This is a genomic window from Bdellovibrio bacteriovorus (assembly GCF_041888015.1).
In the GTDB taxonomy this organism is placed as follows: domain Bacteria; phylum Bdellovibrionota; class Bdellovibrionia; order Bdellovibrionales; family Bdellovibrionaceae; genus Bdellovibrio.
On the sequence record NZ_CP168968.1, the window covers coordinates 683,414 to 703,692 of the forward strand.

The window sequence follows — 20,279 nt, forward strand, 5'->3', positions numbered from 1 at the left end:
ATTATTTGTAGTCAAGTTCCTTGATGATTTCTTTAGCTGCTGGAACGGATTCACCGATAACAGTCCAGTTGGTCGCATCCGCTTTGAATGTACCCCAGTCCTTGATCACAGTGTTTGGAGTCACACCCAAAGCTGCTGGGTATTCCAAGTGGCTGCCAGACAACCAAAGTTGGTTGTTCTCTTGCAACATCAAAGAGATGAATTGTTCAGCCAAAGCTGCTTTTTTGGAGTACTTCACGATACCAACGCCGGAACCGTTGACGTGGGCGCCAGTGGAGTCTTGGTTGGCGAACAATGGCTTGATTGGGAAGTTTGGATTTTGATCCAACATGCCTGCCAGGTAGTAAGTGTTAGCAATACCGATATCGCAGATACCGTTTGCCATTGCAGTCATCATCGCCGTGTCATTCGGATAAACGTCAACAGCCAAGTTGTCCAGGATGCCAGCCATGATTTCTTTCGCAGCAGCAGCACCTTTGTGGTGAACAAGGCTTGCGATCAAAGCAACATTGTAAGTGCCTTTGGAAGTTCTCATGCACACGCGGCCAGCCCATTTAGGATCAGCAAGATCTGCATATTCAGAAACTTCAGAAGGATTTACGCGATCTGGAGCATACACCAAAGTACGTGCACGGTAAGTGATGCCGATCCAGTTGTCGTTAAGGTCTTTCATTGCCGGAGCAACGCGGGACTTAACAGCCGCAGAAGTCAGTGGCTGCAACAAACCTTTTTGAGTCAGGTCAGAAAGGAAAACCAAATCTTTAGTGAAGATAAGATCTGCAGGAGTCGCTTCGCCTTCAGCTTGGACTTGTGCCAAAACGTCTGCATAAGCTTTTTCAACGATAACAACATCAACACCTGTTTGGGCTTTGAATTGATCAGCAATAGGCTGAACGCGCGCCGTAGGGCGGTCTGTGTAGATTGTCAGTGTTTCTGCAGAAGCAACAACAGCCGTCAAAGAAACGATAGCGGCAGCGATAAGCTTTTTCATGGAAGGAACTCCTTTGGTTTATGGCGCAGGAAATACCCAAATTAAGGCGCATTCACAACTGATGATTGTTAAGTCGCCCTAAATGATAAGTGACTGAAGATGAAAACCAAATGAAAGTGCTAATGGGCCTTCAGATAGCGATTAATTGCATCTGCCACCTCGGCGGACTCGTGAATGACCCTTTGGCTGATGGCAGGGTTTTCACCAAAATACCCAAAAGCCCTGATAATTTGTGTATTTTTCAAACCGGGGCTGATGTTTTGAAGGTTGTAACCGGCATTTTTATACGCTCCAGCCAAACACGGGCGGGCTGAGCGACATGGCAGCTGGCGCAGTCCATGTTTTCAGGGTTGAAGCTGTGGGGATCTTCGGCGCGATAAATGGCGCGAAGTTCTTTGCGCAGAATTTCTTCATTTCCAACCTTCAAGCGATCGGAATTCCCGATAACTTTATTGAAAGAATCATCCCCCGTTGCCGCCGGAGAAATCATACATATCGCCACCGCCACGCACCACCATTACAGTGACACGAGAGATATTCGCTGGTCCCGCATATTTTTTCACGATGTCATTGAAGGCGAGCAAAGCAGGGCTCTTGTCCGCTTGTTGGGCCCAGGCTGGGTGAATCTGCAAAGGCAGGCCCGCAGTTTGTAGCTGGTGAATCTTCTTCCAGGTCTCAAGGTCTTTCAGCAAGGATGAGAACTCCTGATCTTCAAGCACGTAAAAACTGTGCAGAGCTGCATCGACACTTTGCACGCGCCCGCGGAAGCCGGGTTCAATCGGCTGCCACACCAGGCGGATTTGTTTTTGACAGGATTGTGGGGTCGGCAGCGGGAAGCACGGATCCACGCGCACCGCGATCACTCGCAATGAAGCCGCGATATCCCCTTCATTCATCACGGGAGTCAAAGGGGGAATTGTTCCCAGAAAGGCCGGATTCAAAAGAGGCCCACTACGTCCGGGGGTGTGGATGCCCATAAGATTATCTCCTCCAACATGGGTTGGAAGAGGCATTAAGTAGGACACGTCATTCAGGTCCCAGGCAGCAGATACAGAAGAGCCCAGGGCTAGAGTCAGAATAAATGCGAGAGAAGCTTTCATGGACAGGAAAATTTCCATTTTTGATGCATCAATTCAACAAGTTTTCATGAAAGCTCCGGGCTAAGGCCCTAAATGAAAATGAAATAAACGCGCTTCGTGTTATCATGGTCTTTTCTGGAAGGAGCTGGAATGAAGCTACAAGGCGGAATCAATTTTAGGGATATGGGTGGATATTTGGCTGCCGACGGTCGTCGCGTAAGAAAGAACCGTTTGTATCGCTCAGGCTCCCTGTCTCGTTTGACATCGCAAGACTGTGCTCAGTTAGAAGCTTTGGCCATAACCCAGATTCACGACTATCGTGACGTCAAAGAATCCGAACACGATAAAGATGTGATCTGGAAGGGGGCTCAATATGAATGCTGCCCGGCGAATCCGGATTCTCATTCTGTGAAAGTGGCGGGTCATGACTTCTATGCAGAAGAAAGCCTGCAGGGCATTCCCAATAATTTTATGGAAAGCCTGTATCAGCAACTGCCATTTTCCAATACTGCTTATAAGCGCCTTTTCGAGCGTGTCGAGCCGCTGCAAGATGGAGCGTTGGTTCAGCACTGCGCCGTCGGGAAGGATCGCACCGGTGTCGGGTCGGCGTTGATGCTGATGTCGTTGGGAGTGAAGAAAGAAGTGGTTGTGGAAGACTATCTGCGCACGGAGCAGACCTTGCAGCCTTTTCGCGATATGATTCTGAATCAAAGCGAGAACAAGCTGTCCAGCCGAAGTCTTGAAACGCTTCGCTATTTGATGTCAGTTCGTGAACACTTCCTGGATGCGGCCTTTCACGAGATCCACCAGCGCTATGGCAGTATGGACCGCTATTTTGCGGCTGAGTTCAATTTGACTCCCGAGCGCCTGAAGGCTCTTCAGGACAAGTATCTGGAATAGTTACTTCAGAATCATCACCAGATTGGGTTCACTGACCAATACCAGCTCGCCCTGTTTCCCAAAGGTCTGCCCTTCATATTGAGGGGCTTCGCGCGGCAGATCCAAAGTGCTGACGACTTTTCCCAGAGCATTGACTCGCATCACGCGAGAAGATTCATGACTTAACAGCACTAGTTCAGACTTGGTATCGTCATAGAAGCAGGCAGAAAGATCACTCATGGTATGTTTTAGCAAGGCATCTGTGTCGTAGGGCTCACGCAGGCGCAGTTGTTCCGGATTGGTGATGTCGTCGGTGGTTTGAGGGCGCTTCCATTGAAAAATTCTTTTGGGCTTTTTTTCCTGAACAGCAAAGAGCAGATTCTGGGACTTTGAAAAACAGACGCCCTCCAGTCCTTTATTGTTTTTTGCCGGGCGGGGAAGCTGCATCAGTTGCACATCGGCGCGAGATTCACGCGCATCAACAGTGGTTTGCCCGGGCGAGATCTTCAGAATCAGAACGTGATTGGACTCGGTGCTGAGAGCGAATTCGTTATTTCCCAAATAGACAATATCTTCGGTGTCGTCATCCAGCAGATTCAATAGACGAATCACGCGCAAGGGCTTGGTGAAGTCCGCTTTGTATTCAAAGATCGTCCCGGAGTTATTTTGGATCAGGAAGTAAGAATCACTTTCTGGATTGTATGTGATCCCGGACAGGTTTCCACCCACTTCAGGCAGCACTTTTAGTTCGTTGGCAAAAGCAGATGTGGATAACAGAACTAACGTTGCGAAGATGCTCAGTGTTTTCATCAAATCCCCCGGGGTGCAGTCTTATCCTGAGACAGGATTTCATAGAACCTTATTCTGGCTCTGTTTCCTTTTTGTAAAGATTGTGCCGTTGGGGCTTAAGTCTAGTCCAGTCCTGCCGAAACTTAATCCGCGATTGCAACAAAGGAGACTCACAATGATTGCATCCCCGTTTAAGCATCTGTTTTTGGCTATCACTGCAGTAATGAGTTTGGCCGCGTGTTCTCAGGAAAGTGTTATCAAGGGCGCCGAGCTGACAACCCAGACACAGCAAGGAAACTTGTTTGTGGGTCTGAAGACCCATCTGGATTCCAATAGCATTCAGATCATGAATATCCAATTGCCGATCTATAATCCCGACAGTCCGCTGGAAATTCTGGGAATGTTGCAGGTGAACTCGCCAGCTCCGGGGGTGACGGATGTGGATCTTTTGGTGAATTTCACCCGAGTGACACAGATTCCTTCTTTGAAGGCTGAAAGGGGGCTTCCGAATGGAACCTTCTTCCCGGTGATGGGGGTGAAGACCGACAATTGGTATTCTATCCCTTTAAGCGACAGTCGCATTTCAAAGCTGTATCTGAATGTGGATTTGGCAGCATCGAAAGTGGTGCTGGGATATGCCTTGGGAACAGATGCAGTCAGTGCCGGGATCATCGCCAATCTTTTCACAGGATTTAGCTCAAACGGGATCACGGGTTATGGCGGTCTTTACAGTGGCGTGCAGCCTGGCCAAAGTGGGTTTGCCATCTTTGCGGATGTCAGCTCTATTCTGAAAAGCACAGTCACCTCTAAGGTGTTCTTTGTAGATAATACGACGGAGTCTCGTAAGAAGCCTTTGCAGAAACGGCTATGGGATTTGAACTTGAAGAAGACCTGGTTGCGGATTAATTAAAATTTCCAGTCTTCGATCAGCAAAGCCGCTTGCAGTTTGCCTTGGCGGGTCAGTGCGCTCAGGGATTTGATTCTGTAATCAAATGAAAACTGATTGGCAGAGTTGAGCTCTGTCACGCGATGGAATGGGAAGTTCAGGCGAAGTTTGGTGAACTTCACCACTTTCAAAGCCGTCGACGCCAAGCCAAACAATGCATAGTAAAACAGACTGTCCCGCTCCCAAAGATCAAACCATGGGTGCGTTGTCAGCTGTTCCAGTGTGAAAGAGCAACGATCATAGCAGCTCAAAGAGCGGAAGATTTGCAGTTGGTCCGAGTTGTAGATCTGAATGTACTTTTCGCGATGAATGGTGTCGTTCAAGTCTTCCGAAGGAATGATACCCACCCGGAACAGGAACTGAAAAACGAAGCGTTCGTGATTGAAGTCCTCGGTTTTGTATTCAGACTTCAATGCGCCTAAATAAGCTTCCAAGGCAGCAATCACAGCAGATTGTTTGCGTGTAGACAATTGGTGAAAGTGTGGCAGGTGATCGTGATCGAAAGGGCGAATGTTATATCCCATTTTTTTCAGGATAGACGAGAGCTCTAGCAAATTTGATCGATAAGTTGCCGTCGGTGAATTTAGTGTAAGGTCCATTTCCATAGTCTATCCGTCTTTAATAAAGTTCTACCGGATTAGGGGCGGGAAGGGAGCTATTTTTGAACTTACTTACAGATTTGTAAGGCTCGTAATGTTTAAGTGGGAAAAAACTCTTGATTGTCTACTTCCCCGGCCGAATGGAGAGAATAAAAAAAGGCCGACTTTTCAGTCGGCCTTTTTGCGAAAGCTTATGCCTTCAAAGGTTTTTGAATGATATGGATCGCGTGACCCAAGGTCGCTTCAGCGGCCTCCATCATTGTTTCACCCAGTGTTGGGTGAGGATGGATGGTAAGAGCCAAGTCTTCAATGCGAGCACCCATTTCGATCGCTAGAACTGCTTCAGAGATCAAATTGGAAGCTTCCGGACCAACGATATGAACGCCCAACAAAACGTGGGTTTTCTTATCTGCGATCATTTTTACAAAACCATCAGTTTCCATCATGCTCACCGCACGGCCATTGGCTGCGAACGGGAACTTGCTGATCAGAAGGTCGGTGTGACCTTTGGCTTTCGCTTCAGCTTCAGTCATGCCAGCTGCCGCAATTTCCGGGTCAGTGAAGACAACTGCTGGAACTGTTTTCGCATCGTAAACGCGGTTGTGGCCTGCGATCACTTCAGCAACCAAGACACCCTCGTGGGATGCTTTGTGCGCCAACATTGGCTGACCACAGATATCACCGATAGCAAAGATGTTGGAAACGTTTGTGCGGCGTTGAGCATCGACTTTTACGAAGCCACGCTCGTCAACCTGAATGCCTGCGGCTTTCAAGTTTGCCTGATCGCCATTTGGACGACGACCTACAGTTACAAGGATCTTGTCGCATTTAACGACTTCGTCTTTACCGTTGATTTCAACAGTGACTTCGTAGCCGTCTTTAACTTTTTTCTGACCTTTGGCTTTGGCTCCGTAAAGAACGTTCACGCCCGCTTTAGTCAGCTTGCGAGTCACGATCTGAGCGCAATCCGGATCTACCACGCCCGCAAGCAAAGATGCTTGAGCTTCGATCACAGTCACTTCAGTGCCCAGCTTGCGCAGGTAAGAAGAGATCTCCAGACCGATGTAGCCGCCGCCGATAACCGCGACGCGCTTAGGGATGGTATCAAACGCCAAAGCGCCTGTGGAAGAGCAGATGTCTTTTTCGTCGAATTTGAAACCGGGGATTTCAATCGGACGGGAACCTGTTGCCACAACGAAGTATTTCGCCTGAACAGCTTCAGTTCCTGCAGAAGACTTCACAGAGATTTCTTTGGAAGACTTGAATTCAGCATCACCCTTAATGATGGTAACGCCGTAACCTTTAAGAAGCTGGTTCACGCCGCCGGACATCTTGTCTGAAACGGATTGCTTCCATTTCACAAGCTGTTTCATATCCACATCGATGCCACCTTTGATATTCAAGCCCATTTCTTTGAAATTGTGCTGAGCTTTGTGCAAAAGGTGAGTCGCTGTGATCATGGCTTTGGACGGGATACAACCCACATTCAGGCACACGCCACCCAGGAATTCACGTTCGATAACTGCTGTTTTAAAACCAAGTTGTGCAGAGCGGATCGCAGCGACATAACCGCCAGGACCCGCACCAATTACTACTACGTCAAAATTTTGCATAATAAATCTCCAATTAAGTCCAGCTGAAACACCTGCCGGCGCTTCAGCCTCCTCCGGCGAGCCGGCTTAAACCAACTCCACCAAAAGTTTGCCTGGGTTTTCGATGCGGCCGATGAAGGCAGCAAGGAATCTTGCAGCAACAGCGCCATCGATCAAACGGTGATCCGCAGTCATTGTGTAGTTCATCACTTTGATTGCAGAAACCTGACCGTTTTTCAGAACGATCTTCTCGTCGATTTTGTACATGCCCAGGATCGCCACTTCAGGGTGGTTGATAACAGGAGTTGCATAAGTACCACCGATAGAACCGATGTTCGTCACAGTGATAGTTGCACCCTTCATTTCGTCTGGTTTCAACTTGCCGTCACGAGCACGTTTGGAAAGATCCAAGATCTCTTTGGAAATTTCCAAGATGGATTTTTGGTCTGCATTCTTGATCACAGGAACAACAAGTCCGTTTGGAGTGTCTGCCGCGAAACCAAGGTTGAAGTATTTTTTGTAAACGATTTCGCCAGCCGCATCGTCGATAGATGCATTGAACATCGGGAATTCGCGGATCGTTGCGATCAAGGCCTTCATCACGATTGGAAGATAAGTGATCTTCGTTCCGTTCTTCTCAGCGTGTTCTTTCAGACCTTCGCGAAGTGCAACCATCGCATCCACTTTCGCTTCATCCATGATGGTGAAGTGAGGGATCACGTGTTTAGAACGCTGCATGTTTTCAGCGATCTTTTTACGGATACCGATCAATGGAACGCGCTCTTCCGCAGCACCTGCTGGGCCTTGGTAAGCTGGTTTTGGAATAGAGATAGAACCTGTGGAAGCCGCTGCCGCTTTCGCTGGAGCTGCACCACCACCGGAAGACATCACATCTTCACGAGTCACGCGACCCGCAAGACCAGTACCGGAAAGGGAGTTGATATCAACACCCATTTCACGTGCCAGACGGCGTGTAGCCGGAGTTGCCAATACTTTGGAGTCCGCAACTGGAGGATGGATACCAGCAGAAGTGGAAGTCACGGCTGCCGGAGCTGCTTTAGCAGCCGGAGCCGCCGCAGGGGCTGCTGCCGGTGCAGAAGCTGTTGGAGCCGGAGCTGCTGCGCCGCCCGCACCCTCAAGAGTGATCATCGTGGAGCCGACTTTAACAACTTCACCGGCTTTGAATTTCAATTCTTTGACGATACCAGCTGCTGGAGTCGGAACTTCCACAGTAGCTTTGTCAGTCAGAACTTCAGCAATCGCTTGGTCTGCTTTTACCGAGTCACCTGGTTTTACCAACCATTTAACAAGTTCGCCCTCGGTAACGCCTTCACCCAATTCAGGAAGTTTTACGTCTTGAGCCTTACCTGCGGCGGCAGCCGCGGAAGGCGCAGGTTTTGCCGGAGCCGACCCAGTACTTGCCGCTGCCGGTTGAGCCGCTGGTTTTGCAGCGCCTGCACCATCAAGAGTGATCATGGTGGAGCCGACCTTAACAACGTCGCCGGCTTTGAATTTCAAATCTTTAACTACGCCAGCAACAGGAGACGGAACTTCAACCGTTGCCTTGTCGGTCAATACCTCTGCGATAGCCTGATCAGCTTTTACAGAATCGCCTGGTTTTACCAACCATTTTACCAATTCACCTTCAGTAACACCTTCACCAAGTTCGGGCAGTTTTACATCAGTTGCCATGTTGAGAAAGTTCCTTTCCTTGTTGCATAACTTAAATAAAAATAAATCAAAACCAGAGCTCGCGCCCTTCGCGATAAAGACACCTCTGCGAAGATATAAATAGCAGGTTGCGAGCAGCATCCCGTTCTATGCTCACGGTAGAGCATTTGCACCCATTAACGCCCCGCATAAGTGGTTATCTGGAGGGCTCTTTTGAGCTGCTACGCAACAGTGTCATTTTTGCAGGGAGGCCCTAAAGCTGTAGGGTGTCGGGTGGGACTTGAAAGGAATCGACAAAAGGGCGCCTCCCAGACTAATTTCATGAAAAAGAATTCGATTTTCAAATGAGGTTTTCATGAAGTTTCACAGCAAGTTGCAAGAAGGTATTTTCCTAAAACGCTATAAGCGCTTTTTTGCAGACATTGAGTGGAAAGGCCAGACCATCACAGCCCATGTGCCTAACACGGGCAGCCTAAAAAGCGTGAACAATCCGGGACAGCACTGTCTGTTCTCTGAAAGCACCAATCCGGAACGCAAGCTGAAGTTCACATTGGAAATGATCAAATCTCCAACGGGAGCGTGGGTAGGGGTTAACACCGCCACACCGAACACCGTGGTGCGTGAGACTTTACAGCATGTCGTGGGTCACAAAAAAGAGGTCGTTGGCACTTTTGCCCATTGGGCGGGTTTTGATGAGGTGAAGCCTGAATACAAGATCAGCGCAGAGACCCGTTTGGATTTTGCGTTGAAGAAAACAGGCAGCGAGTCCCTGCATTTTATCGAAGTGAAGAATGTGACTTTAGGGGAAGATGGCGTGGCTAAATTCCCGGATGCTGTGACTGAGCGGGGGCAAAAGCATCTGCGTGAGCTGATGGCTTTGATGGATCAAGGGCACACTGCTGAAATTGTTTTCACTGTTCAACGTCACGACTGCGGAACGTTTGCTCCGGCAGATGATATCGATCCTGAGTATGGCCGTTTGCTTCGGGAGGCTCATCAAAAAGGTGTGAAGGTTTCGCCGCTTGTGCTGGACTTGACCCCGGAAGCCATTGAACTATCAGAGACAGTTCTTCCGCTTAAACTGTAAGGAGTGTTGTGATGATTCCAGTGAACGCCTATGCCGCCTATCAATCCAAAGAACCTTTGAAGCCCTACAAGTTTGAACGCCGTCAACCGGGACCTCATGATGTCCAAATCGACATTCATTTCTGCGGCGTCTGTCATTCAGATCTGCACCAGGTGCGTGATGAGTGGGGTGGCTCTAAATTCCCGATGGTTCCGGGCCACGAAATCGTGGGAAAGGTGATCAGCGTCGGAAGCTCCGTGAAGAAATTCAAAGTGGGCGACTCGGTCGGGGTGGGATGTTTGGTGGATTCCTGTCGTACTTGTCCGTCTTGTGGGGAAGGGCTTGAGCAGTACTGTGAAAATGGTTCTGTCGGCACTTACAACTCTGTTGAAAAAGACGGTGTGACGGTCACTCAAGGCGGGTATTCCACTCAGATTGTGGTGAATGAAGACTTTGTTCTGAAGATTTCTCCAAAGTTGCCCTTGGATAAAGCGGCTCCGCTTTTGTGTGCGGGAATTACAACCTATTCGCCGCTTCGTCATTGGCAAGCCGGCCCTGGTAAGAAAGTGGCAGTGATGGGGTTGGGTGGCCTGGGTCATATGGCCGTGAAGTTGGCTGCTGCGATGGGGGCAGAGGTTACGGTGCTCAGTTCTTCCAATAAGAAGAAGGACGATGCACATCGCCTGGGAGCGCACAATTACGCTGCCACCTCTGAAAAAGAGACCTTCAAGAAATACAATCGCAGCTTTGATTTGATTATCAACACTGTGTCTGCACCGATTGACCTGAATGCTCACCTTCAACTACTCAAGCGCGACGGAACCATGGTGTTGTTGGGGGTGCCTGACAAGCCGGAAGCCATTCATGCATTCCCTCTGATCGGCGGGCGTCGCAGTCTGGCCGGATCTTTGATCGGGGGAATTCAAGAAACTCAGGAGATGTTGGATTTCTGTGCTCATCATGGAATCACCTCTGATATCGAGTTGATTAACATCGACAAAATCAATGAGTCCTATGAAAGAATGCTCAAGGGTGATGTGCGATATCGTTTCGTGATTGATATTGCTTCTTTGAAGTAAGACGCGTTCGTAAAATGATTATTCAGAGAGGGCGAGGTGATCCTCGCCCTTATTTTTGAGGCCTTTTCCAAGGTCTGGAGAGTGTCTGAAATCTCGACACTTTCCCTCTGAAAGTCTGACCAGTATTCAGCCAGTTCTTCGGTCTTTAAAGTTTCAAATATGAGCGGCCGATCTGCCTTCCGTGAACTATCACGGAGGATCACCATGGCTCTTATAAACTCAAAAACACTCTTGGTACTTTCCACGACATTTTTACTGGCAGCGTGCGGACCTGGGCTTCCCGTGTTGCCGGACGACCCGAATAACGAACCGACTGCCGAGATGCCTAGTGAAGGCAATAACTCGCAAGGCAGTACTGAAACTCCGGGGGTTGTTGAACCTCCCACGGTAACAACACCACCAACTCCGACTGTGCCTGACGAGGTTGTGGACGGGGACGAGGCGATTTTAAAACAGTACGACTATCTTGATCCAAACCATATCGTACCGACAGCGGGATTGAAGGCGGCGGTGTTGTACTTCCATAAGAACAAGACCCAGTTTAAGAATCAGTCTGTGATCTCGGTTTTGGATTTCAGTCAGAAATCCTCGCAAAAACGCTGGTATTTTATCGATATGAAAACCGGGGCAGTGTGGAATGTGCATGTGTCCCATGGAAAAGGATCTGACAGCGACCACGACGGATTTGCTGAAAAATTCAGTAACGTGTCTGGTTCGAATGCTTCTTCATTAGGGGCCTATAAAACCGCAGAAACCTACCAAGGCAGCAACGGCTACTCTTTGCGCCTGGATGGGCTGTCTTCCACCAACTCCAATGCGCGCTCTCGCGCCATTGTGGTTCACGGGGCCAGCTATGTTCAGGATTCAACTGTGATCCAGGGCCGCAGTTGGGGTTGCCCGGCGGTATCCCAAGCCAACCGCGACAAGGTCATCAACCTGATCAAGGGCGGCAGTTTGCTCTATGCATTTAAATAATAATTCAGTTCGTTTTTTTAAAGCTCATAGGACGACGGCATTCCTCCGATAAAAAGTCCTATGAGCTTCTTTTATTCTGTGTTCTTCTTTCAGTCTGACATGCCTTTGGTCGAGTTTTATAAACGAGACTTAGCTTATTTGTATTTAATCCGAAACGAATCTCATGTTCGAGGCCATCCGGCAACTCTATTTTAAATGCTCTCTTGTCTTGTTGCTATTGGTGGCAGCAGGTTGTTCCCCTGTGGTTTCCCAGGTGAAACAACTGCTGACGCCCGCAGATGGCATTGCCGTTCCAGCGCCAAATATTGCCGGGCAGGTGTCGACGGAATTCTATGTCGATGGAAAATGTCACAGCAAGACCATCGACATTCAGTATTCTTTGGATAGCGGCACGAATTGGCAGTCCGCCAAAGAATCCATTGTCGTAAAAAACCTGGTCCTGGAATGCGAAACCAAAAAGGAATTTTCGTTCGCGTTGGATCTTTCGGGTTATCCGCAAGTTTCCAAAGTGGGCCTGCGAAGTGTGATGCCGTCGGGGTATTCCAATGTTTTGGAAAAGACCATCGCCATCGACATGACCGCACCCACTGCCGTTTTGCAAGCTGAAGGAGCGGTCACCAATCTGCCTAATCCAACAACGGTTTTGGAATTGATCACCACAGACAGCGATATTTTTCAAATCTACCTTACCGATCAAAACACGTGTTTGAGTGGTGGTCAGTGGCGCAGCCTGGAGAAGAACAAACTGCCATGGACCTTCGTTACTGAGGGCACGCAATCAGTTTACTATAAGGTTCAGGACTTTGCCCGGAATCAAAGTCCCTGCCAGTTGTTGACCTTGACCGTGGATAGTTCGGTGACAGCTCCGACCGCTTTGGCGCTGGTCTTTCCACTGCAGAGTGTTTCCAATGAGCTGACCCTGACTGTTCGGGTGGAAGGGGTGGCATCAGGGGACACGGTGTTTGTGTATTCAGCGGGCGATTGTAATCCCGCCTCATTGATGGTTTCAGGACTTGCCGCAGGCAGTACCGCCACTCTCAACGCTACAATTCTGGGTTCTGATGGAGTCTATAGCCTTCATGCAAAACGTCGGAACAGTTTCGGAAATGAATCGGCCTGTTCCAGTGCCTCTTTGGCGTATTCACTGGATCGCATCGCACCCACGGGGCCTGCGGTCTTGGTCGCGGATACACCGGCGGTCGTAAACACCCAGTATGTGAATTTGGTTCTGGCAGCCGGAGACGGGCCGGAATTGATGCGTCTATTCAATGATGCCACCTGTTCGGTCGGGGGTTCTGCCTGGGCTCCTTATGCATCTCAATATCCTGCCTGGAATATGGGGGCTGGGGATGGCGTCAAAAATATCAGTGTGCAGTTTAAAGATGTTGCCGGGAATATTTCGGCTTGCACCAGCACTACCGTGACTTTGGATACAACACCACCGAGTTTGACCGGGCTTTCCAGCAGTACTACCGCGGTGCCTTCGCATACGTGGACCTGGGGGTGCTCTGAGCCTCCGTGCACTTATGATTTTGTCGTGGATGAATTCCCGACGGCAGAGCCGGGAAATAACTTTGTAGGCACTAATTCGTATGTGATTTCCGTGGGATCGCCGGACGCGTTTTATTACCTTCATATCAGGGCTAAAGATTCAGCCGGGAACATATCCACAACGGAACATTTCCTGGCTGTTGTGGGTGACTTTCCGGATGCGCCCAGCACGTTGACATTGTTGTCGCCCGCGACCCCTGTTTCCAATGTGAATGCGCCGTCAATTCAGGTCGCGGGGACCGCCAGTGGTAATATCATTGACCTGCATGCAACAGTCGATTGCAGTGATGACCCCTTAGCCAGTGTGACAGCGACAGGTTCTTCCGCCACACTGTCGCCATCGTTGTCGACGAATGGTATTTATAAATTTCATGCACGGGCTTTTAATGGAACAAATTACTCAAGTTGTTCTGCGGGCTCTTTAAGTTACACCTTTGACAATTCACCGCCTGCAACCATGGCGGTGCTTGATGATGGGGCTATGGCACTGAAGTCATTCAGTCCTTATCTTTCCTGGGGCCCAGCCACGGACAATCTTTCAGGTATTTTCCAGTATGAACTGCAGATAAAGCTGGCTGCAACTCCATTTACGGTGGTTAAACCCTGGGTGTCCGTGGGGGATGTGCGAAGTTATACTTTTGCTGGATTAAGTCTTACCGCCGGTACTGCCTACAAAGTGGAGATTCGGGCCACGGACGCAGCGGGAAATGTATCTGCCGTGCTATCTTCAGATGGCTGGACAGCCAAGGCTGAAACGACATTGCCGGGTCCACTCTGTTTTACAAGCGGAGGTGCTAAAGGCAGCGTTGACGCGGTCACTACGCAAGGGAATGTCGCTTACTTGGGCGGAAACTTTACAGAGGTCGGCACCTGCCGGGGCGGATTGGTCCTGTTGAATTCCAGTGGTGGATTTGTTTCAACATACAACGTGGCGGGAAGTGTGTCGGGAATGGTTTCCGACGGTTTCGGCGGCTACTATGTTTATGGTGACTTTGTGTATAAGCAGGGATCTTATACGGCGGCCAATTTCATCCGCATCAAGGCAGATAAGTCCGTGGATACAAGCCTGAGCCTGACAGCAAATGGGGTCATTAGTTCAGCCATAGTTTTTGGAACAAACCTTTATATTTCAGGGGGCTTCTCAAATATCAACGGGCAAGTAAGGTCTGGTCTTGTCCATCTTGATATCACGGCTCCGAACACTCCGGTATTAATGGGATCCGCTTTTTCAGTCAGCGGCAGCAGTATTAATGGAATGTACTATGAAAGCAGCGATAACAAGTTGTATGTGTATGGCTCTTTTACAAGTTTCGCCGGACAAGGCAAAAAGTTTCTTGTAAGGCTTTCGACCCCGGATACTTTAGGTGCAAGTCTGGATAATGCTTGGAGCCCGGTGCTAAGTGCGGCTGTGACAGATGTGGTGGCGGTAGGCTCAAATCTTTTTGTTGGCGGTTATTTCACATCGGTCAATGGCAGTCCCAGTAATTTCCTGACGAAAATGGGTCTGGCAACTGGTACATTTACTGCGATAGGCACCTCTTTTTCTTCCTCTACTTCCACCTCTAATGCGATATCAAGCTTGTTTGAAAAAGGTGGGGACTTGTATGCTACTCACTATTCAAACTTCAGTCGCATTAACACTTCCACACATGTTCCTTCCGTTGTTAACTCAGGTGCTAGTGGCATTAAGATCATTGGGGAGCTCGACTCTAAAGTTTTGCTTGGTGGTAGTTCCGGAGTTGTTCGTGATGTGCTGCCAGGTTTAAGTCCCCCAGTCTTTGGCAGCTATTCCATGTCTGTAAAGGGAGGCTCGGCAACGAAGATTGTACCTCTGGGTGGGGAATATCTCTTTGCGGGCAGCTTTATGACTATTGATAGCTTTGTGAACCGAAGCAATTTGGCAGCGGTGGATCTTGCCTCAGGCGGTCTTACTGCCTGGAGTCCATCTGCAAACTCCTACGTCAAAGATGTTATTAAATACAACGGTGATATTTTTGCGGTTGGAGGCTTTAGTTCCACATCAGGAGTGAACACCAGTTCGGTAACCCGACTTGATAGTGTTAATGGTAACGTGAAGCCGGCGAATATTGCAGCAGCAGGAGCCGTTAATGGAATTATAGCAAATGGCGACCTGGCGGTGTTGGCTGGATCATTTAGTGGTTTGAATAACAACAGTCGTACACGCATGGGGGCCGTGGATTTTTTGACGGGTGTGTTGGATTCCTGGGACCCATTCCCGTCAAGCACGGTTACCCAACTTGTGAAATTTGGTGCTGATAGGTTCATCGCAACTGGATCTTTCAATGTTATTGCCGGTGAAAGTCGGACGGGATTTGCGATATTCAATAACAATCTGCAGTTAGAGCCTCAGGTTATATCCGGTCATACCTCGTATACGCGGGTGGATGCTGATGCCGACAACCTCGTTATCAGCGGTGCGATCGTTGGTGGCACGCAAAGAAATTTGGCCTGCTTCGATAAGAATCTTAACCTGATTTGGAATACCCCAGAATCGAATGGTCTTGGAAGTATCAGCGTGAAGGTCGGAGACGCGCATATCTTTGTATCAAACAGTTCAGTATATCAGTATACGCTCGGGGCGGTTCCAGTTCCTGGTTATACTCTGGTGCGAACCCCCAAAGGGAGTTCGCTGAATATCGATGCATCCTGGTCGGCAAAGAGCAATGCCAATATAGTTCCACTCAGTGCCCAATCAGATAAGGTGCTGGTCGGAGGAGCTTTTGATCGTGTCAACTTCCAGCCGCGCAGTGGCTTTGCCATTGTGCCGTTAGCTGGGGATGGAAGCCCCACTCAGTAGCTACAGAAGGCGAAGCTGTTCGCCCACCAGTTTTTTCAGATTTTCGACGTAGCCAACGTATTCTTCCATATCCAAGCGTTCATCAGCGCGGACATGGGCGTTCGGAGAGTTGTAAGGGGTCAGTTCGATCACATCCGCGTGAGAGGAAATCGCGGAGAAGTTATTTTCTTCCAGAACTTGCATCAGGGCATCGAGGTCATGGCCTTCGTCGTCGTGGGGATATTCCAAACCACGCATTTCACAAAGAGCTTTCAGGAATTTTTCGCAGGCTTGTGCCAGGTTGTAGCCAACCAGGTCGTGCTGTTTTTCGTCGTTCAGGTGTTTTTTGGCGATGTCGAGATCGTCCTGGGCTTTGAGGATCATCGACTTGGCGTGCGCGCTCATGGTGGAGCTCCTTGGTGTTTGGTTCTCTTCCACTTTAGAGGCAGGACGTGGGTCTGGGCAAATAAAAAACCCACAGTTTTGAGGCTGTGGGTTTTTATTTTGATCTTTTTTAAAGAAGAATTACTTAGCTTCTTTAAGGTGACGATCGATGATTTCTTTGAAGTCAGCAAATGGATATGCACCACGCAAAGAAACACCGTTGATCAGGAAGCCTGGAGTCCCGGAGAAGTTGAATTTACGAGCTTCTTCCATGTCCGCTTCGATACGTTTTTGAACAACTTCAGACTTAAGGTCTTTTTCAACTTTCTTCAAGTCCGCGCCAACTTTTTTAGCGAAGTCTTTCAAAGCGCCTTCTTTTTTAGTACGCAGGTCGCCTTGGTTCTCAAACACTAGGTTGTAGAATTTTTCAGCTTTAGCGTGATCTTGAAGAGAGATAGCTTCGAAGTATTCAGCCGCAGGCATTGCCATTGGGTGGAAATCCAAAGGAAGGTGCTTGTACACAACGCGTACGTCTTTAGGGTAAGCTTTCATCACTTCATCAACAGTTGCGTGACCTTTAGCGCAGTATGGGCACTCGAAGTCAGAGTATTCAATGATAGTGATTTTGGCATCTTTAGGACCGAAGACAACGCGGCCTTCTTCGATAGCTGGTTTCAATGGGTTTTTGAATTCGTCATCGCGCTTTTTGCCTTCTTCAGCAACAGCTTTTTCCTGAGCTTTACGTTGAGCATTTTGAGCCGCTTTGTTAACAACTTCGATGAATTGCTCAGGATCTTTTTCAATCGCTGCGAATACGATGCTCGGATCTTTTTCTACTGCTTCCTTGAGTTGTTTAGCTGAAGGGGCACAGTTTACCAATGTAAGTGCCAGTGCTGAAATTCCAAATAACTTAAGTGCTTTCAATGTTTCCTCCAAGATGGATGATTTAATTTTTTGAGCCCCTTTATTTGACATCATTTTCAGTTTAGAGGGAAGGAAAAAATCCCGGTCCTAAGTCCTGCTAATCAGGACTTGTCTCACTCAGAGACCCCTTTAAACTGAGTTCTATGAATAAATCAAATTTCCTTTTAACAATGTTCGCTCTTATGTTTCTTGGCGGGACGGCGTATGCTGGCTTGCTGTTTAACTATTCTCAACTGGCTTTGAAGGATCTTGATCAGATGAACAAACTGGTCAGTGACAAGGTGACTGAGTCCAAAAAGTCATCCAGTGGCAAGGCTGTGCCACTGAAAGAGGCACTTCAGGCTGTCTATTCTCGTCCTAACGATGATGAAATGATTGAGAAAATTGTGTCACCTTTGCGTTCAAATCTGGATGAGTTGGAGTCCTGGGAAAAAACGATCAGTCAACTTACTGACGAAGCCATCAATGCCCTGAAAAATCCTCGGGCTTTTAAACCTGTCGTCCAAACAACCTACATCGTTTTTCTTGAGAACCTTTTGTCAGAGATCAAGCCGTACATGAAGAATGACGGATTTGAAAGGAAGATTGCCGAGCGTATCCGTGACGCAAAAATCGAAGTTTCCAAAGAAGCGGTCAGTGAAAGAAAGTTGCGCATGATGAAGGACACAACGTCTCCTTCTGAAATTGCGGGCAAAATCCTGGCTGAATCCTCTCAAGTTCCGACCGAAAAAGCGGCAGATTCTGCCGCCTCCGAACAGTAATTTCCCTCGACTTGACCGGGCCCAAGTCCGATTCGAATCTGGGCCAGCGTCAAACGATAGATCTCCTCAAGTCTTCAAAAATCGCCTCAAATTGACTCAAGTTCTAATGAACTCCTACCGATAGAAACACCATGTGGGCTGGATGCCCTTGAGCAATTAGGAGGATTCGATGTTTCTGCAAGGCGATTTGCAATTAGTGTTTGATGCTCTCTACAGCGTAGGGGCGATCGACCCTGTATTGAAGCTTGATTGGTCCGAAGTAACGAAGGAAATGATGGCGAACCCACAGATCCTGAGTGACGCTTTCCAGACAATCAACGGCTGCCGCGGCGACAAAGACCTTCTGGTTCAGAAGCTCCACATGATGGACCCTAGGTCCGTGAATTATATCGCTATGGAGGTGGCCCGTGAGTTTTGTGAGTTCCAAGATCGCACAGAGTTGCACTAAGGTTCTTTGCCTGTTGTTGCTTTCTTCTGTAGCGAATGCGTGGGAAGTGGATTTCTCCCGTCGTCAGGTTGAATTCAATAAGGTCAAAAACGAAGATCGTCTGCCAGCCAGTGTGCAGGAAGATCAATCCGTGAACATCCTGAGCAAGGTGTTTGATTCCGTCGAACCCACTCAGGACATCGTTATCATGAATACGGACAAGGGCTTCGTGCCCGAACAGGTGCGCCTGAAAAAGGGTGGTAACTACCGTGTTCATATCGTGAATGTGAACAGCAAGGAAAAAAACGTTAGCTTCGTGCTGGATGCGTTCTCTGAGCACCACAACACGGTGTTCGGTGAACAGAAAACTTTCTTTGTGAATCCAAAGACAGATGGGATTTTCTCTTACCAGTGCCCGGAAACAGCGGTGCAGGGGAAGTTCATCATCTATTCTGATGCGGTAGCGGCAGATCGCAAGCCGGCATCGAACTAATCTTTAGTGAGGAAAGGCACCCATGTCTGATCAGTCGAACGTTTTCAAACAGACCATTCAGCAGAATCTCGGTCCTGTTGCGAAATACCTCGAAGACAAGGGTGTGTCGGAAATTCTTGTAAACGGCCATAAGGAAATCTTCGTGGAAAGAAAGGGTAAGCTCGAAAGGGTTGCCGAATCTTTCCCGTCCGAAGATGATCTGCGAGCCGCAGTCAACAGTATCGCGCAAAGCGTGGGTCGACGTATTGACGACGAATCGCCTCGTCTGGATGCGCGTCTGCCGGATGGTTCGCGTATTGCGGCGGTGATCCCGCCGATGTCGCGCAAGGGGACGACTCTTTCCATTCGTAAGTTCACCAATAATAAAATCACTTTTGCCGATTACATCAAGTTCGGAGCGATCACTGAAGATGGTGCACGCTTTCTGGACATCTGCATGTTCCTTGGCAAAAATATCATCGTCAGTGGTGGTACCGGTTCTGGTAAGACCACACTGTTGTCATTGCTGTGCACACGCATTCCGAAAGGGCAGCGTGTGATGGTGATTGAGGACTCGTCCGAGCTTCAGGTGGACTATGAGCACGTGGTGATGTTTGAAACCCGCCAGGCCGATGCGGCTGGGAAGGGTGAAGTGACGATCAAGGATCTTCTGAAGTCTGCTCTGCGTTTGCGTCCCGACAGAATTATCGTGGGGGAGGTTCGTTCCAGTGAAGCCATGGAGCTTCTCAATGCGATGAACACCGGTCACAAAGGCTGTATGGGAACGGTTCACGCCAACACGCCCGAAGATGCGATTGTGCGTTTGGAAGCTTTGGCCCAAGGGGGCGACGCCAGGGTCAGTGAGAAGGCTTTGCGTTCTCAGGTGTCCTCGGCCATTGAAATTATTATCCAAGTTTCGCGTTTCTCTGATGGATCTCGACGTATCGCAGCAATTAGCGAAGTGTGCGGATTCAATGCGGATGGTTCATACAACGTGATTCCCATCTTCGAGATGTCCCGCTTAACACGTCGTCCTGACGGCACACTCGAAGGCAAGCTGATCCCAACCGGCAACGTCCCATCGTTTATGGAAGAGATCATCGACAATAACCTCCCATTCCCCAAATCCAAGTTCACCAAAGCCGCTTAAAGCGGTGAAAACCGTCCCATCGACTGCGTTGTCGGGCCTTTCGCTTCACTTCGACGTGCTGTGAGCACGCCTCCGCTGCGCGAAAAACCCTCCGCCTTGCGCTGGAACGGTTTTGACCGCTTTACTTCAAAAGGTGCCTGGTTGTTT

The 20,279-nt window shown here is 48.9% G+C and carries 19 protein-coding genes; 10 read left to right on the top strand and 9 right to left on the bottom strand.

What is annotated here, in order from left to right; translation table 11 throughout:
• Position 1: 1 nt before the first annotated feature.
• The 3 genes from ACES2G_RS03385 to ACES2G_RS03395 all read right to left on the bottom strand — a co-directional run bounded on the left by ACES2G_RS03385 (position 2) and on the right by ACES2G_RS03395 (position 2,109).
• Positions 2-991, bottom strand: a complete 990-nt coding sequence (locus ACES2G_RS03385) for an extracellular solute-binding protein (RefSeq protein ID WP_374001341.1) — start codon at positions 989-991, stop codon at positions 2-4.
• Positions 992-1,232: 241 nt separating this feature from the next.
• Positions 1,233-1,481: a hypothetical protein gene (locus ACES2G_RS03390; RefSeq protein WP_347358761.1), complete on the bottom strand. Its 249-nt coding sequence runs from the start codon at positions 1,479-1,481 to the stop codon at positions 1,233-1,235.
• Positions 1,453-2,109 (bottom strand): hypothetical protein, encoded by a 657-nt coding sequence (locus tag ACES2G_RS03395; protein ID WP_374001342.1) that lies wholly within the window; start codon positions 2,107-2,109, stop codon positions 1,453-1,455. Before ACES2G_RS03395 ends, ACES2G_RS03390 begins: the two co-directional genes overlap by 29 nt.
• A 111-nt stretch (positions 2,110-2,220) precedes the next feature.
• On the opposite strand from ACES2G_RS03395, the gene ACES2G_RS03400 reads away from it, so the two are divergent.
• Positions 2,221-2,970 carry a tyrosine-protein phosphatase gene (locus tag ACES2G_RS03400; RefSeq protein WP_347358763.1) on the top strand — a complete coding sequence of 250 codons (750 nt, stop codon included), beginning with the start codon at positions 2,221-2,223 and terminating at the stop codon, positions 2,968-2,970.
• On the opposite strand, the gene ACES2G_RS03405 is transcribed toward ACES2G_RS03400, so the two are convergent.
• Positions 2,971-3,759 (bottom strand): SdiA-regulated domain-containing protein, encoded by a 789-nt coding sequence (locus tag ACES2G_RS03405; protein WP_374001343.1) that lies wholly within the window; start codon positions 3,757-3,759, stop codon positions 2,971-2,973. It lies immediately after the preceding gene.
• A gap of 154 nt (positions 3,760-3,913) precedes the next feature.
• Between ACES2G_RS03405 and ACES2G_RS03410 the strand changes: the two genes are divergently transcribed.
• A complete protein-coding gene (locus ACES2G_RS03410) occupies positions 3,914-4,648 on the top strand; it encodes a hypothetical protein (protein ID WP_347358765.1) in 735 nt (244 codons plus the stop codon).
• Here the strand turns inward: ACES2G_RS03410 and ACES2G_RS03415 are convergent.
• From ACES2G_RS03415 to ACES2G_RS03425, 3 genes are all read right to left on the bottom strand, one after another.
• Complete coding sequence (locus tag ACES2G_RS03415) at positions 4,645-5,289, bottom strand: hypothetical protein (RefSeq protein WP_374001344.1); 645 nt, start codon at positions 5,287-5,289, stop codon at positions 4,645-4,647. The two genes, ACES2G_RS03410 and ACES2G_RS03415, sit on opposite strands and share 4 nt — an antisense overlap.
• A gap of 185 nt (positions 5,290-5,474) precedes the next feature.
• Positions 5,475-6,896 carry a dihydrolipoyl dehydrogenase gene (gene lpdA, locus ACES2G_RS03420; protein WP_374001345.1) on the bottom strand — a complete coding sequence of 474 codons (1,422 nt, stop codon included), beginning with the start codon at positions 6,894-6,896 and terminating at the stop codon, positions 5,475-5,477.
• Between the two features lie 66 nt (positions 6,897-6,962).
• Positions 6,963-8,567, bottom strand: a complete 1,605-nt coding sequence (locus ACES2G_RS03425) for a 2-oxo acid dehydrogenase subunit E2 (RefSeq protein WP_374001346.1) — start codon at positions 8,565-8,567, stop codon at positions 6,963-6,965.
• A 334-nt stretch (positions 8,568-8,901) separates the two neighbouring features.
• Between ACES2G_RS03425 and sfsA the strand changes: the two genes are divergently transcribed.
• The 4 genes from sfsA (at position 8,902) to ACES2G_RS03445 (ending at position 16,035) form a co-directional block, all read left to right on the top strand.
• On the top strand, positions 8,902-9,633 hold the full coding sequence (gene sfsA / locus ACES2G_RS03430) for a DNA/RNA nuclease SfsA (protein WP_374001347.1): 732 nt from the start codon (positions 8,902-8,904) through the stop codon (positions 9,631-9,633).
• A gap of 11 nt (positions 9,634-9,644) precedes the next feature.
• Positions 9,645-10,691 (top strand): NAD(P)-dependent alcohol dehydrogenase, encoded by a 1,047-nt coding sequence (locus tag ACES2G_RS03435; protein ID WP_347359531.1) that lies wholly within the window; start codon positions 9,645-9,647, stop codon positions 10,689-10,691.
• A gap of 204 nt (positions 10,692-10,895) precedes the next feature.
• On the top strand, positions 10,896-11,666 hold the full coding sequence (locus ACES2G_RS03440; protein ID WP_347359532.1) for a murein L,D-transpeptidase catalytic domain family protein: 771 nt from the start codon (positions 10,896-10,898) through the stop codon (positions 11,664-11,666).
• Positions 11,667-11,829: 163 nt separating this feature from the next.
• Entirely contained in the window at positions 11,830-16,035 is a 4,206-nt protein-coding gene (locus ACES2G_RS03445) for a hypothetical protein (RefSeq protein ID WP_374001348.1), read from the top strand.
• Here the strand turns inward: ACES2G_RS03445 and ACES2G_RS03450 are convergent, their stop codons facing one another.
• Positions 16,036-16,419 carry a HEPN domain-containing protein gene (locus ACES2G_RS03450; protein WP_347359667.1) on the bottom strand — a complete coding sequence of 128 codons (384 nt, stop codon included), beginning with the start codon at positions 16,417-16,419 and terminating at the stop codon, positions 16,036-16,038.
• 120 nt (positions 16,420-16,539) lie between these two features.
• Positions 16,540-17,322 carry a thioredoxin domain-containing protein gene (locus ACES2G_RS03455; protein WP_347359668.1) on the bottom strand — a complete coding sequence of 261 codons (783 nt, stop codon included), beginning with the start codon at positions 17,320-17,322 and terminating at the stop codon, positions 16,540-16,542.
• Between the two features lie 143 nt (positions 17,323-17,465).
• Here ACES2G_RS03455 and ACES2G_RS03460 point away from each other — a divergent pair, with 143 nt between their 5' ends.
• The 4 genes from ACES2G_RS03460 to ACES2G_RS03475 all read left to right on the top strand — a co-directional run bounded on the left by ACES2G_RS03460 (position 17,466) and on the right by ACES2G_RS03475 (position 20,132).
• Entirely contained in the window at positions 17,466-18,083 is a 618-nt protein-coding gene (locus ACES2G_RS03460) for a hypothetical protein (RefSeq protein WP_374001349.1), read from the top strand.
• Between the two features lie 169 nt (positions 18,084-18,252).
• Entirely contained in the window at positions 18,253-18,531 is a 279-nt protein-coding gene (locus ACES2G_RS03465; protein WP_347359670.1) for a cytochrome, read from the top strand.
• Positions 18,491-19,003, top strand: coding sequence for a cupredoxin domain-containing protein (locus ACES2G_RS03470; RefSeq protein WP_374001350.1), 513 nt, complete (start codon positions 18,491-18,493; stop codon positions 19,001-19,003). The genes ACES2G_RS03465 and ACES2G_RS03470 overlap by 41 nt, the downstream gene beginning before the upstream one ends.
• 22 nt (positions 19,004-19,025) lie before the next feature.
• Positions 19,026-20,132 carry a CpaF family protein gene (locus ACES2G_RS03475; protein ID WP_374001351.1) on the top strand — a complete coding sequence of 369 codons (1,107 nt, stop codon included), beginning with the start codon at positions 19,026-19,028 and terminating at the stop codon, positions 20,130-20,132.
• Positions 20,133-20,279: the final 147 nt, after the last annotated feature.

Bases quoted from the DNA above. Each gene is read 5' to 3' on its own strand.
- ACES2G_RS03435 (WP_347359531.1), top strand. From the start codon at position 9,645: ATGATTCCAGTGAACGCCTATGCCGCCTATCAATCCAAAGAACCTTTG.
- ACES2G_RS03395 (WP_374001342.1), bottom strand. From the start codon at position 2,109: ATGGAAATTTTCCTGTCCATGAAAGCTTCTCTCGCATTTATTCTGACT.
- ACES2G_RS03385 (WP_374001341.1), bottom strand. From the start codon at position 991: ATGAAAAAGCTTATCGCTGCCGCTATCGTTTCTTTGACGGCTGTTGTT.
- ACES2G_RS03450 (WP_347359667.1), bottom strand. From the start codon at position 16,419: ATGAGCGCGCACGCCAAGTCGATGATCCTCAAAGCCCAGGACGATCTC.
- sfsA (WP_374001347.1), top strand. From the start codon at position 8,902: ATGAAGTTTCACAGCAAGTTGCAAGAAGGTATTTTCCTAAAACGCTAT.
- ACES2G_RS03445 (WP_374001348.1), top strand. From the start codon at position 11,830: ATGTTCGAGGCCATCCGGCAACTCTATTTTAAATGCTCTCTTGTCTTG.
- lpdA (WP_374001345.1), bottom strand. From the start codon at position 6,896: ATGCAAAATTTTGACGTAGTAGTAATTGGTGCGGGTCCTGGCGGTTAT.
- ACES2G_RS03410 (WP_347358765.1), top strand. From the start codon at position 3,914: ATGATTGCATCCCCGTTTAAGCATCTGTTTTTGGCTATCACTGCAGTA.
- ACES2G_RS03440 (WP_347359532.1), top strand. From the start codon at position 10,896: ATGGCTCTTATAAACTCAAAAACACTCTTGGTACTTTCCACGACATTT.
- ACES2G_RS03400 (WP_347358763.1), top strand. From the start codon at position 2,221: ATGAAGCTACAAGGCGGAATCAATTTTAGGGATATGGGTGGATATTTG.
- ACES2G_RS03390 (WP_347358761.1), bottom strand. From the start codon at position 1,481: ATGATTTCTCCGGCGGCAACGGGGGATGATTCTTTCAATAAAGTTATC.
- ACES2G_RS03425 (WP_374001346.1), bottom strand. From the start codon at position 8,567: ATGGCAACTGATGTAAAACTGCCCGAACTTGGTGAAGGTGTTACTGAA.
- ACES2G_RS03405 (WP_374001343.1), bottom strand. From the start codon at position 3,759: ATGAAAACACTGAGCATCTTCGCAACGTTAGTTCTGTTATCCACATCT.
- ACES2G_RS03415 (WP_374001344.1), bottom strand. From the start codon at position 5,289: ATGGAAATGGACCTTACACTAAATTCACCGACGGCAACTTATCGATCA.
- ACES2G_RS03460 (WP_374001349.1), top strand. From the start codon at position 17,466: ATGAATAAATCAAATTTCCTTTTAACAATGTTCGCTCTTATGTTTCTT.
- ACES2G_RS03465 (WP_347359670.1), top strand. From the start codon at position 18,253: ATGTTTCTGCAAGGCGATTTGCAATTAGTGTTTGATGCTCTCTACAGC.
- ACES2G_RS03475 (WP_374001351.1), top strand. From the start codon at position 19,026: ATGTCTGATCAGTCGAACGTTTTCAAACAGACCATTCAGCAGAATCTC.